At 56.2% G+C, this 12464-nt stretch carries 14 protein-coding genes; 9 read left to right on the top strand and 5 right to left on the bottom strand.

Annotated features, from left to right (window positions below; all coding sequences use genetic code 11):
* Positions 1–2 precede the first annotated feature (2 nt).
* The 3 genes from hisH to hisF are packed head-to-tail and all read left to right on the top strand — an operon-like array spanning position 3 to position 2220.
* Positions 3–644, top strand: coding sequence for an imidazole glycerol phosphate synthase subunit HisH (gene hisH / locus J1C54_RS03140; protein WP_229144420.1), 642 nt, complete (start codon positions 3–5; stop codon positions 642–644).
* A gap of 29 nt (positions 645–673) precedes the next feature.
* Positions 674–1411 (top strand): 1-(5-phosphoribosyl)-5-[(5-phosphoribosylamino)methylideneamino]imidazole-4-carboxamide isomerase, encoded by a 738-nt coding sequence (hisA, locus tag J1C54_RS03135; RefSeq protein ID WP_229144419.1) that lies wholly within the window; start codon positions 674–676, stop codon positions 1409–1411.
* 35 nt (positions 1412–1446) lie between these two features.
* The gene (gene hisF / locus J1C54_RS03130; RefSeq protein WP_229144417.1) at positions 1447–2220 is read left to right on the top strand and encodes an imidazole glycerol phosphate synthase subunit HisF; all 774 of its coding nucleotides are present in this window, start codon (positions 1447–1449) and stop codon (positions 2218–2220) included.
* Positions 2221–2241: 21 nt separating this feature from the next.
* On the opposite strand, the gene J1C54_RS03125 is transcribed toward hisF, so the two are convergent.
* From J1C54_RS03125 to J1C54_RS03115, 3 genes are read right to left on the bottom strand one after another with little or no spacing between them, the layout of a single operon-like run.
* Entirely contained in the window at positions 2242–3006 is a 765-nt protein-coding gene (locus J1C54_RS03125) for a divergent polysaccharide deacetylase family protein (RefSeq protein ID WP_229144415.1), read from the bottom strand.
* On the bottom strand, positions 3006–4289 hold the full coding sequence (locus J1C54_RS03120) for a S41 family peptidase (RefSeq protein WP_229144414.1): 1284 nt from the start codon (positions 4287–4289) through the stop codon (positions 3006–3008). The genes J1C54_RS03125 and J1C54_RS03120 overlap by 1 nt, the downstream gene beginning before the upstream one ends.
* An 18-nt stretch (positions 4290–4307) precedes the next feature.
* The gene (locus J1C54_RS03115) at positions 4308–5459 is read right to left on the bottom strand and encodes a murein hydrolase activator EnvC (protein WP_229144413.1); all 1152 of its coding nucleotides are present in this window, start codon (positions 5457–5459) and stop codon (positions 4308–4310) included.
* Positions 5460–5551: 92 nt separating this feature from the next.
* On the opposite strand from J1C54_RS03115, the gene J1C54_RS03110 reads away from it, so the two are divergent.
* Genes J1C54_RS03110 through secB form a run of 3 tightly spaced genes read left to right on the top strand, consistent with a single transcriptional unit; the run spans position 5552 to position 6726 of the window.
* Complete coding sequence (locus J1C54_RS03110) at positions 5552–5968, top strand: rhodanese-like domain-containing protein (protein WP_229144411.1); 417 nt, start codon at positions 5552–5554, stop codon at positions 5966–5968.
* Position 5969: 1 nt separating this feature from the next.
* Positions 5970–6224, top strand: coding sequence for a glutaredoxin 3 (gene grxC / locus J1C54_RS03105; protein ID WP_229144409.1), 255 nt, complete (start codon positions 5970–5972; stop codon positions 6222–6224).
* 40 nt (positions 6225–6264) lie between these two features.
* Complete coding sequence (secB, locus tag J1C54_RS03100; RefSeq protein WP_229144407.1) at positions 6265–6726, top strand: protein-export chaperone SecB; 462 nt, start codon at positions 6265–6267, stop codon at positions 6724–6726.
* A gap of 22 nt (positions 6727–6748) precedes the next feature.
* Here the strand turns inward: secB and J1C54_RS03095 are convergent, their stop codons facing one another.
* Positions 6749–7213 (bottom strand): tRNA (cytidine(34)-2'-O)-methyltransferase, encoded by a 465-nt coding sequence (locus J1C54_RS03095; protein WP_229144406.1) that lies wholly within the window; start codon positions 7211–7213, stop codon positions 6749–6751.
* An 85-nt stretch (positions 7214–7298) separates the two neighbouring features.
* Complete coding sequence (gene typA, locus J1C54_RS03090; RefSeq protein ID WP_229144405.1) at positions 7299–9113, bottom strand: translational GTPase TypA; 1815 nt, start codon at positions 9111–9113, stop codon at positions 7299–7301.
* Positions 9114–9308: 195 nt separating this feature from the next.
* Between typA and J1C54_RS03085 the strand changes: the two genes are divergently transcribed.
* From J1C54_RS03085 to J1C54_RS03075, 3 genes are read left to right on the top strand one after another with little or no spacing between them, the layout of a single operon-like run.
* Positions 9309–9902, top strand: a complete 594-nt coding sequence (locus J1C54_RS03085) for a RimK/LysX family protein (RefSeq protein WP_229144402.1) — start codon at positions 9309–9311, stop codon at positions 9900–9902.
* Entirely contained in the window at positions 9902–11440 is a 1539-nt protein-coding gene (locus J1C54_RS03080; RefSeq protein ID WP_229144400.1) for an inactive transglutaminase family protein, read from the top strand. The genes J1C54_RS03085 and J1C54_RS03080 overlap by 1 nt, the downstream gene beginning before the upstream one ends.
* Positions 11441–12418, top strand: a complete 978-nt coding sequence (locus tag J1C54_RS03075) for an alpha-L-glutamate ligase-like protein (RefSeq protein ID WP_229144398.1) — start codon at positions 11441–11443, stop codon at positions 12416–12418. It abuts the gene before it with no gap.
* Positions 12419–12464 lie beyond the last annotated feature (46 nt).

Here is a 12464-nt window from a genome sequence, read left to right as displayed (position 1 = left end):
CAATGACTGAGATCGTCGCCGTTCTTGATTACGGCATGGGAAATTTGCACTCGGCTGCCAAGGCGCTCGAGAAAGTGGCCGACGGCCAGAAGATCGTGGTGACATCCGATCCTCAGGTTGTTGCCACTGCCGATCGGGTGGTCTTTCCCGGCGTGGGTGCTATTCGTGACTGCATGCGTGAGCTAGCCAGTCGCGGTTTTGATCAGGCGGTGCGAGAAGCCGCCAGTCGTGGCACGCCATTGCTGGGTATCTGTGTTGGTATGCAAGCACTGATGAGTCACAGCGAAGAGAACGGTGGCATTGAATGCCTGGGAGTGTTCCCTGGCAATGTGGTGCACTTCGGTGAGCGTCATTCTGAGTTCGGTGATCGCCTGAAGGTGCCGCATATGGGGTGGAATCAGGTTCGCCAGTGTCAACCGCATCCGATGTGGGCAGGTATTCCGGATTTCTCCCGATTCTATTTTGTGCACAGTTACCATGTTTCCGGTGTGCCGGAAAATCAGCAGGCAGGTACTTGTGAGTACGGTCTGGAGTTTCCGGCTGCGGTGTGTCGTGGCAATGTTTTTGCCGTGCAATTTCATCCGGAAAAAAGTGCTCCCCATGGCCTCACATTGCTGGAGAACTTTCTCCGCTGGGCGCCATAATTTTTGAATTCTTTAGTTGAGGTTTTTCCATGCTGCTGATTCCCGCCATCGATCTGAAAGACGGCAAATGCGTGCGTTTGCGTCAGGGCCGCATGGAAGATGACACGGTGTTTTCCGATGACCCGGTTGCCATGGCGCGGCATTGGGTTGAGCGCGGTGCACGCCGCTTGCATCTGGTTGATCTGAATGGCGCCTTTGCGGGCGAGCCGGTTAATGGTGGCATCGTCAAGGAAATTGCCAAGGAATTTCCCGATCTGCCCATCCAGATTGGTGGTGGTATCCGTTCGCCGGAGATCATTGAGGCCTATCTGGGAGCTGGTGTGCAGTGGCTGATCATTGGAACCAAAGCGGTACGTGAGCCGGAGTTTGTTGGTGAAATGTGCAAGCGTTTCCCGGGTCATATTATTGTTGGCCTTGATGCCAAAGACGGCATGGTCGCCACCGATGGCTGGGCCAATGTTACCGACGTCAATGTCATTGATCTGGCACGACGTTTTGAAAACGATGGGGTGTCGTCCATTGTGTATACCGATATCAGCCGTGACGGCATGCTGCAGGGCGTCAACGTGGAGGCAACGGTGCGTCTTGCCGAGTCCATGTCGATACCGGTAATTGCTTCTGGCGGCATTACCAATCTGGACGACGTGCGTGACCTTTGTGCAAGGTCTTCAAGTGGCATTGAGGGCGCGATTACCGGCCGTGCTATCTATGAAGGCACTTTGAACTTTGAAGCCGGCCAGCAGCTGGCGGATGAATTGACGGCGTAAGCCGAAAACTGTGCTGCATTACGCGGAGTCTGAATATGGGTCTGGCCAAACGCATTATCCCCTGCCTTGATGTCGATAAAGGCAGGGTGGTCAAGGGCGTCAAGTTCGAGAGCATCCGTGATGCCGGTGATCCGGTAGAAGTCGCCAAGCGTTATAACGACGAAGGCGCCGACGAAATCACTTTTCTTGATATCACTGCCAGTCACGAAGGGCGCGACACAACCCTGCACACTGTGGAAAGAATGGCCTCACAGGTTTTTATTCCGCTGACAGTTGGCGGCGGAGTGCGCACCTTGCAGGATATTCGCAATCTGCTTAACGCCGGAGCGGACAAGGTCAGCATTAATTCCGCAGCAGTACACAACCCGGAATTTGTTCGTGAAGCGGCAGACCGGTTTGGCTCTCAGTGCATCGTGGTGGCAATTGATGCCAAAAAAGTCAGCGCCGAAAGTGAGTCAAACCGCTGGGAAATTTTCACCCATGGTGGCCGCAAGCCCACTGGCATTGATGCTATTGCCTGGGCCAGGCAGATGACAGAATATGGTGCTGGTGAGATCCTGCTGACTAGCATGGATAAGGACGGCACCAAAGATGGTTTTGATATCGCCGTAACCCGAGCCATCTCGGATGCTGTAACGGTGCCGGTTATTGCTTCCGGCGGAGTGGGCACCTTGCAGCATATGGTCAATGGTGTTTTGCAGGGAGGTGCCGATGCGGTGCTGGCGGCATCCATTTTCCATTTTGCCGAATACACCATTCGTGAAGCGAAGGAATATATGGTGGCTGCTGGAATCGAAATGCGTCTTTGATGCGACAGTAGGTGGCAGATGTTACAAAGCCGGGTCGGTCTGATCCGGCTTTTCTTTTACAGTTGCAATCTGCGGCCGTTCCAGCAGCTGGGATACCGGCACAAGCTGGATCTCTGCCAGGTCAAGCAATGGCAAAATGTTCTCCAGATACTCGATGGTTTCCGGGTAGGGGTGGCCAATAACGATGGCATACCCGCGCCGCTTGGCAATGCGCATGGCCCGATTGAACTGCGCGTTGATGGCAGCCAGGTCGCGCTGATTATCCAGGAAGACATCCCGCCCAGCGTGAGCAAGACCGTGTTGTCGGGCAAGTTTCTCCGCCACCGATAAAGGAGTGGTGCGACTATCAACAAAGAACAGGCCGTGTTGGCCAAGACGTGCCATCAGATGGTTCATGGCGGTCTCGTCGGCGGTAAGAACTCCGCCCATATGGTTATTCATGCCGGTTGCTTGAGGGATGCGCTGAACCGCTTCATCAATGGTGCTGGAAAATTCCTCTTCAGGCATGTCCTGACGCAGGCCGCCGGCATCCAGAGTCACAAAGCTCTTTGCTGCCATGGGCATATGCAAAATAACTTCCTTGCCATTGTCATGGGCGAGGCGGGCAAGTTTCGGGCCGTGAGGGGCCTGTGGGATCACCGCGTAGGTAATTGCCCCAGGTAGCCTGGCGATGGCCTCGCCACGCAGTCGGTGATAGCCGAGATCATCGATAATGATGGCTATCCGGGCCTGAGCTGTTGCCAGTGTCGGCAGCAGTAGCAGGCTGAATAGAAGGGCCTTAAGCATTACTCGCCCTGATGCGGCATGGCCAACGCAATCCCTTTGAGCACGGATAGCGCTTCGTAAAGAGTGAAGTCAGTAGCCGCTAAAGGTTGACTGCTTTGTTCAGCTTCTTCGCCATTGCTCTTGCCATTCTCCAGGTGGCCGCGCAGGTCTGCCTCGCGTACCCCCTGTCGACCAGTGATTAGCTCAACCTTGGAAACTTCGCTGAGAATATCCGGGACGATTCCCTCTGCCTGAATTGAACGGCCATTGGGAGTGTAATAACGGGCGGTAGTCAATTTTAGAGCGCGATCGCCATGCAGTGGCAGAATGGTCTGTACGGAGCCTTTACCAAAGCTGCGCTGGCCCATGACAATGGCTCGGCTGTGATCCTGCAGTGCTCCGGCGACAATTTCCGAAGCGGAAGCGGAGCCCCCATTTACCAGCACAACCAGCGGTAAGCCATTGATCAGGTCACCTTTGGTGGCCGCATAGTTGATGCGGCTCGATTCATCTCGGCCCTGCGTGTAAACAATAAGCCCTTCGTCGAGAAACAGGTCCGAGATCTGCACCGCTGCATTGAGCACACCGCCTGGATTGTTGCGCAAGTCCAGCACCACACCTTTAAGGGTGCTGTCCTGCATCAGTTTGCGAAGGGCCTTTTCCGCGTCACGGCCAGAGTGGCTCTGGAATTGGGTGATACGCAGATAGCCGAAGCCTGGTTCTACCTCTTGTGCGCGGACACTCTGTATGCGAATACGATCGCGAGTCAGGGAAACGCTACGGGGCTTTTCGGTTCCTTCTGAAAGGATGGATAGATCTACGCTTGAGCCAATTTCACCGCGCAGCAGGTTGATTGCTTCCTCAAGTGCCATGCCTTTCACGAAGGTATCGTCGATTTTCAGAATCAGATCACCGGAACGCAGTCCTGCACGGCTGGCTGGTGTGTCATCCAGTGGGGTGACCACTTTGACAAAGCCGTTCTCCATGGTGACCTCAATGCCAAGGCCGCCAAACTCGCCGCTGGTGGAGATCTGTAGATCATCAAATTCGGACGGAGTCAGGTAGCTGGAGTGTGGATCCAGTTCGTAGAGCATGCCGCGGATGGCGGATTCAAGCAGAGTGCGGTCATCGATGTCTTCAATATAGGTGGCGCGAATACGCTCCATGACTTCGGCAAATACCCGCAGTTCGGTGATCGGTACGCCCTGACTTTCCGCCTGCGCATCCAGAGCGGGATCGGCGTGCACTATGCTGCTGAGAAGAGTGGCGAGACTGATAAAGAGAACGGCGCGGAATCGGATCATCAGTGTGTTGTCCGGTTATTATTGACGGCTGGCGATGGGAGGCAGTGTAACACGGCTGTTGCACCATTTATCCGGGTTCACGGGTACGCCGGCGCGGCGTATTTCAAAGTACAGGCCGGCGCTGCTGCTGCCGCCGGAGTCGCCCACCCGGGCAATAACATCACCAGTAGAGACCCACTCTCCAACTTCGCGGGCCAGCGTTTCATTCTGACCATACAGGGTCATATAAGTGTCGCCATGATCGACAATTATCAGCAGACCGAAGCCGCGTAACCAATCGGCGAATACCACGCGGCCTGGATGAATGGCCCGCACAGGCGTGCCAGCCGGCACATCCAGCAGTACTCCGCTCCAGCGCACCGAGCCCTCCCGGGCGCTGCCAAAGCGGGCGCTGATACGTCGGCTGACCGGCCATGGAAGCTTGTTGGCGAGCTTGCCAAATGGTTCACCTGACGGCGTTGAGGGAATGTCCGCAAGGCTGCGGCCAACATCCTGCAGGAGTTTGTTTAGGCGCTGCTCGTCGCTGCGCAGGCCCTCGAGGCGTTGTTTGGCGGAGCCGATACGCTGATTTACAGCGGATAGTGCAACACTGCGTTCTTTCACAGCCTTGTCCAGCTCAATGCGCTGCTGGCCGAGAGCTGCCTGGCGCTCATCCAGCTTTTGGCGGGCCGCTTCGGTGGCCGCTACGGCCTCCAGCAATGCTTCTATATCACTGTTAATCAGGCTCACCCGTTGCTGCCGGGCTCGCTGAAAATACTCCTGATAGCGCAGTAAGCGCGCCACCGCATCAGGCTGCTCCTGATTAAGCAGCAGGCGAGCCAGTTCCTGCCGGCCGTTCATATATCCGGCCCGCGCCGTGCGCCCAACCCAGTCCAGCTGGACGCCCCGCTCGCGGGCCAGTCGGGCCTGCCGGGTTTCGAGGCGCTGTAGCTCGGCAGCGGCTTCACGCCGTTCTTGTTCAAGTTTACGGTTCTGGCGGTTGAGCCTTGCCAGACGCAGCTCGACATCGCGCAAAGCGGCCTGTTCACGGTCGCGATCGCTGATGTCGGCGTGTAGCGCCTTCTCCAGCTCGCCGATACGCAGCCTCAGGGTCTGCAGGTCTTCTGCCGACGGGGTGTTAGCCCACAGGCTGGCTGGTATTAGCAGGCACAGTAAAATAGTCAGTCTCATGCCGGCGTTTTACCTTATGTCCGTCGGGGAGGGAAGCGTTGTAGTCATCTGTTATACTTGCGCCCCGTTTCCCTCAGTTGCCGGAAGTGCCAATGGACCGTCTGCTCGAATTCGTTATCAATCACTACATTCTGGTGTCCGCGTTCTTTATTTTGTGGGCGGTATTTTTCTCATTGGAGTCCAAGCGCGGTGGCAAGACCGTGAGCCCGCAGCAGGCCACCAATCTGGTAAACCGCGAAGATGCGCGAGTGGTGGATCTGCGTGATGCCGATGAATTCCGTCAGGGCCACGTGGCCGGTAGCATCAATATTCCGATGAGTCAGTTCGCAGAGCGCATTGCCGAGCTGGACAAGTTCAAGGACAAGCCGGTGATTCTGGTTTGCAAGATGGGTACCAGTGCTTCATTGGCTGGTAGACAGCTGAGCGCCCGTGGCTTCGGCAACGTGGTTCGTATGCAGGGCGGTATTCAAGGATGGCGCGCTGACAACCTGCCGGTAGTGAAGGCCTGATATGGTAGATATTGTTATGTACAGCACGCCCTGGTGTCCATTTTGTGTGCGTGCCAAGCGGTTACTGAAAGATAAGGGAGTGACAGTCACTGATATCGACATTAGTGGCAGCGGCGAGCTGCGTCAGGAGATGATTCAGCGCAGTGGTCAGAGAACCGTTCCGCAGATATGGATTGGTGAGCGCCACGTTGGTGGCTGTGACGAGCTTTACGCACTGGAACGTCAAGGCCAGCTGGACAGCCTGCTGGCGCAATAACAGAAGGGCGCTTTGGTCGCCTGAGTAGATGGAGAAAGTAATGTCAGAGCAAGAGAAGCGGGTTTTTCAGATTCAGCGTATTTATGTAAAAGATCTGTCTTTTGAGTCGCCGAATAGCCCGGACGTGTTTGCCGGTCAGTGGAACCCCACCGCCAATATGCAGCTGAATAATCAGGCTCGTAAGGTCGGTGAAGGTAATGAGTATGAGGTCGAGGTAGGCGTTACTCTTACGGCGGAGCAGGATGGTAAGACGGTCTATCTTGTGGAAGTGAAGCAAGCCGGCATCTTTACAATTTCCGGAATCGAAGGTGAAGAACTGGAGCAGCTACTGGGAGCCTATTGTCCCAACGTGCTGTTTCCCTACCTGCGTGAGGTGGTTGCATCTACCATCAATCATGGCTCCTTCCCGGCTTTCCAGTTGCAGCCGATCAACTTTGACGGACTGTTTCAGCAGGCCAAGGCCAAGCGCGCAGAAGAACAGCAGAAGCAGCTATCCCACTAAAGTAGTGGCGGCGTTCGCCGCCCTACAGCATTCCCGGAAAACCTTGCTGGCGCAGGGCTTCGTATAGCACTACGGAGACTGCGTTGCTTAGATTCAGGCTGCGACTTCCCGGCATCATCGGAATGCGCAGCTTGTGTTTATCTGACAGTGTCGCTAGCAGGGCTGCCGGCAGGCCGCGACTTTCCGGGCCGAACAGCAGAATGTCTTCGTCCTGAAAAACAAAGTCTCCGTGATGCCTGCTGACTTTACTGGATAGCGCCACCAAGCGCTTATCAGGCAAGGTTTCCAGCATGGCATCCAGGTTGGCATGGCAGCGAATGTCAGCAAACTCCCGATAGTCCAGCCCGGCACGCCGTAACTTCTTTTCGTCCAGCGAAAAGCCCAGGGGCTCAATAAGATGCAGGGTGCTACCGGTGTTGGCGCACAGGCGGATAATGTTGCCAGTGTTGGGAGGGATTTCTGGTTCGTAAAGTGCGATGTGGAACATGGCGCTACTCATCGCTGATGATAAATTCTTTCGCCGCGCGCCTCTGGCATCGAGCCAGATCCGCGGCGAAAGAATCTATGGTTTTTCAGGCACTACGGCCTGTTCGTTTGCGATCCGACTCGGTCAGTTGCTTCTTGCGCAGGCGAATATAGTGCGGAGTCACCTCCACAAGTTCGTCGTCGTCAATAAAGTCCAGTGCCTGTTCCAGCGACATGCGGATTGGCGGGGTCAAGACGATGTTTTCGTCGCTACCCGCCGCACGTATGTTGGTTAGCTGCTTGGCCTTGGTTGGGTTAACCACCAGATCGTTGTCGCGACTGTGAATGCCGATCAACTGGCCTTCATATACGTCCACGTTTGGCTCAATAAACATGCGGCCGCGCTCCTGCAGATTGAACAGGGCGTAGGCCAGAACCTTGCCAGCCACGTTGGAGATAAGCACACCGTTGTTGCGCTCACCAACTGTGCCAGGACGGAACTCACCATAGTGAGCGAAGGTGGCATTAAAAATACCACTGCCGGAAGTCAGGGTCATAAACAGTGAACGGAAACCGATCAGGCCACGGGATGGGGCAATGTATTCAAGACGCACCCGGCCTTTGCCGTCCGGGGTCATATTGCTCATGACGCCGCGACGCATGCCCATCTGCTCCATGATCGGGCCCTGATGTTGCTCTTCAACGTCCAACACCAGCTGTTCGTAGGGCTCCTGCTTTTCACCATCAATTTCCTTGAGGATTACTTCCGGACGACCAACTGCCAGCTCGTAACCTTCACGGCGCATGGTTTCGATCAGCACTGACAGGTGCAGCTCACCACGGCCGGATACGCGGAAGCGATCCGGGCTATCGGTGTCTTCAACCCGCAGGGCCACGTTGTGCTTAAGTTCTTCATGCAGGCGATCGCGGATATTACGGCTGGTTACATACTTGCCATCCTGTCCGGCGAACGGAGAGGTGTTTACATGGAAGAACATACTTACGGTTGGCTCGTCGACTTTCAGCGGGGTCAATGCTTCAACATTGGCCGGATCGCACAAGGTGTCGGAGATATCCAGCGGATCGAGGCCAGTGATGCAGACAATATCGCCGGCAGACGCTTCGGGCACTTCTACGCGCTCAAGGCCATGATGCCCCATGACAGTTAGCACTCGGCCACTGCGCACCTTGCCGTGACGATCAACAACTTTAACCGGCATGTTGCTTCTCAGCTTGCCGCGCTTGATCCGGCCGATGCCGATCATGCCAACATAGGAGTTGTAGTCGAGCGAGGAGATCTGCATCTGGAACGGACCTTCCTGATCGACCTGTGGTACCGGGACCTTGTCGACGATCGCCTGGAACAGCGGCGTCATGTCGTCGGCCATATTGTCCACGTCCAGTCCGGCAATGCCGTTCAGGGCTGAGGCATAGACCACCGGGAAGTCGAGCTGCTCGTCGGTTGCGCCGAGGCGGTCGAACAGGTCGAAGATCTGATCCATAACCCAGTCCGGGCGGGCGCCCGGGCGGTCGATCTTGTTGATCACTACAATCGGGTTCAGACCCTGCTCGAAAGCTTTCTGTGTGACAAAGCGAGTCTGCGGCATGGGGCCGTCCTGCGCATCTACCAGCAGAAGGACCGAGTCAACCATGGAAAGAACGCGCTCTACCTCGCCGCCGAAGTCGGCGTGCCCGGGGGTGTCAACGATGTTGATGTTGTAGTCGTTCCACTTAAGCGCGGTGTTTTTCGCAAGAATGGTAATGCCGCGTTCCTTCTCCTGATCGTTCGAATCCATTACCCGTTCTACGTTGCCGGCGCGATCGCCGAGGGTGCCGGATTGTTGGAGAAGACGGTCTACCAGAGTGGTTTTACCATGGTCAACGTGGGCGATGATGGCGATGTTACGAAGGCGTTCGATCACAGGTTTTCTACCGCAGGCGGAATTTAAGGGCGCGCAGTATAGCAGTGTATGGCCCCGCTGTGCCCGGAATCGTAAAACTGTCATGATTGCGCCGATGGGCGGTAGATCGCAGGAACCGCTTAGCCCGCCAATGGTCGGACCGGGTCTGTATATTTGCTCTGGCCTGCTGGTCAGTTTTTTGTCAGGAGAGGCTCTATGTATCCGCGGTGGTTGTCCATGTTGCCAGTTTTGCTGGTGATTACGTCATCCCTGGCTGCTGCACCTGCTGCCCCTGCCAAGCCCACCGCCCGTGTCATCTATGGGCTGCATGAGCAGGTGTTCATTACCGGGTTGGGGGTTGTGCTGCCCGCCAAGGTGGATACTGGTGCCGATAGCTCATCACTCAGTGCTATCAATATCCGCCCATTCACTAGAGGGGGGGAGCGCTGGGTCAGGTTTGATCTCGCCGTAGAGGGAATGGAGCTGAATGATGTTGAGCTGCCGTTATCCCACAATGTGCGCATTCGCCGGCGCGCCTCGGACTACGACCCTGAGGAAGAAAAATACTATGCTCGCCGGCCGGTGGTTGAGTTAATGCTTTGCATCGGCAATCGAGCGGCCGCCGTGAACGTTAATCTGGCTGATCGCCGTGGCTTTCGACAGCCACTGTTGCTTGGCGCCAGTGCACTCAGGGAAATGCGGGCGCTGGTTGATTCCGAGTTTGAGTATTCCGCCGGAGTGCCGCTGTGCGAGGGGGTTGAGGATGCGCGTCGCTATCCTCCCCTGGGTGATGATAAGGAAGAACGTTAATGCGTGGAGTGCGCCTGCATGCCAGGTTGCTGGCCTTGGTTCTTTTTCTGCTTGGTGTCGGCAGCGTTGCCTGGCAGGTATGGGTTCAGGAGATCCCGTTAGCAGAGTCTGATGTGGAGCCGGTCTGGGTGCTGGATGCGCGCGTTGAGTTTGAGCCGCGCGATAAGCTGCCCATCAAAGTGCAGATGTTTGTACCGCCCGGCCGGGATGATTTTGTCACCCTTAGTGAGAGCTTTGTCGGCAATAATTTCGGCGTCGGTGTGTCGTGGGTGGAAGGTAACCGCCTGGCTACCTGGTCCACCCGTCGTGCCCAGGGCCATCAGGTGCTCTATTATCGACTGGTATTGGCCCGTCGTTTTCTGGTTGGCGAGGTGGATGCTACCAATGCCCATTTTCGCCGCCGCGAGCCTTTGACGGGCGCGGAGCTGGTTGCAGCGGAGAGCCTGCTTGAGCCAATCCGTGAACGTTCGGCGGATATCCCGACTTTTATTTCTGAAACCATCCATACAGTCAATGACGACAGTAACCACAGCGTGCGTCTGCTGCTCGCCGGGGATAACTCTGAAACTCGCCGCGCGGAAGTGGTAGACATGCTGTTAGCCGCTGCCCATATCCCGGCGGAGCAAGTACATACTGCGCGTCTGGCCCATGGCGTGGAGCAACGGCCGGAGCTATGGCTGCGAGGCTTCAATGGCCAACGATGGTTGTACTTTAATCCCACTACCGCCGAGCAGGGGTTGCCGGAGGATCGGGTCATTTGGTGGATTGGTAGTGACCCCATGGTACAGGTTGAAGGCGCCAAGCGACTGCAAACCAGTATCAGTGTCAGTCGCACCGAAATGAGCACTATCCAGTTGGCTCGCACGGTGCAACCGGTTCAGGGGCGTACCCTGTGGGGATTATCGTTGTACGATCTGCCGCTGGAGTCGCAGCAGACATTCCGGGTGATTATTTTGATCCCGGTGGCTGTTTTGCTGATCCTGTTTTTGCGCAACCTGGTTGGTATCGAGACGCTGGGCACATTCACTCCCGTGCTGGTGGCCCTGGCATTTCGGGAGACTGATCTGTTCTGGGGTATTTTTCTGTTTACGGTGGTGACGGCGCTGGGTCTGTCACTACGCTCTTACCTCGAACACTTGCGCCTGCAGCTGCTGCCGCGCCTTTCTATCGTGCTCACCTTTGTAGTGGTATCCATCACTCTGATCAGTGTGTTCGGACACCGTATGGGCTTTGAACATGGTCTGTCTGTGGCTCTGTTCCCCATGGTGATTTTGACCATGGTGATTGAGCGCCTGTCGATTGTCTGGGAAGAGCGTGGCGGCATGCACTCCCTGAAAGTGGCATTTGGCACCATGGTGGCTGCAACGCTGGCGTACCTGTTGATGATTCGCCCGGAGCTGGTCTATTTCTTCTTCACTTTCCCCGGGGCACTGCTGGTGCCTGTCAGCATGATGCTGCTGATGGGGCACTACCGTGGTTATCGTCTCACCGAGTTGCGTCGATTCCGCGCGCTGGTGAAGGATGAGGGGGGCGCCTGAATGTTCTGGCACAAGACCTGGCGAGCCCTGCGGCAGCGCGGTGTACTTGGTATCAATCAGCGGAACTGCGATCTGATTCTGCAATATAACCAGCGTCACCTGTATCCGCTGGTGGACAACAAGTTGCTGACCAAGCAGCGAGCCATTACAGCCGGAATGCGTGTGCCGACGCTGTATGGCGTGATTGAAACCGAGCGTGATATTGCCGGGCTGGGGGGCTTGCTCTCCGGGCACCGGGATTTTGTTATCAAGCCAGCTCAGGGCGCCGGCGGTGATGGCATTATCGTGGTGGCTGATCGATTTGGTGATTATTGGCGCACCGCCTCCGGCAAGCTGCTGACACTGGATGATCTGGAGTTCCATATTTCAGGCATTCTGTCCGGGATTTACTCTCTTGGTGGTCATCGAGACAGCGCACTTATTGAGTACAGGGTGCAGCCGGACAGTGTTTTTTCCGCAATCAGTTTTGAAGGCGTCCCGGATATCCGCATTATTGTGCTACGAGGCTATCCGGTAATGGCCATGTTGCGTTTGCCCACCAGGCAGAGTCAGGGCAAGGCGAACCTGCATCAGGGTGCCATTGGTGTGGGAGTTGATCTGGCTAGCGGCGTAACCTTGGGTGGCACCTGGCACAACCTGAGAATTGAGAGGCATCCGGATACCGCGAATCCGGTGTCCGGTGTGCAGTTACCGTTCTGGGATGAATTTTTGCAGTTGGCGAGCCAGAGTTATGAGCTTACCGGGCTGGGTTACCTGGGGGTTGATCTGGTGCTCGATCGGGATGCCGGGCCAATGATCCTTGAGCTCAATGCACGTCCTGGCCTGAATATCCAGATCGCCAATGATGCCGGTTTGATGGCTCGATGCCGGGAGGCCGAGAGCGAAATGGGCCGCTGCCGGCGAGACGACCACGTGGCGACGGCTGAGGAGCGCATTCGTTTTTGCCAGCAGCACTTCTCTTCTCTTGGCACATGCTGAAAAATGCAGACCTTGGTCAGTTACAGCGCTATGATGCTGCAGCTTC

Origin of the sequence: Alcanivorax sp. 1008 (genome assembly GCF_020667895.1) — a bacterium.
In the GTDB taxonomy this organism is placed as follows: Bacteria; Pseudomonadota; Gammaproteobacteria; order Pseudomonadales; family Alcanivoracaceae; genus PGZG01.
The sequence above is the reverse complement of the archived record's forward strand: the minus strand, read 5'-3'. Positions and strand labels throughout refer to the sequence as shown.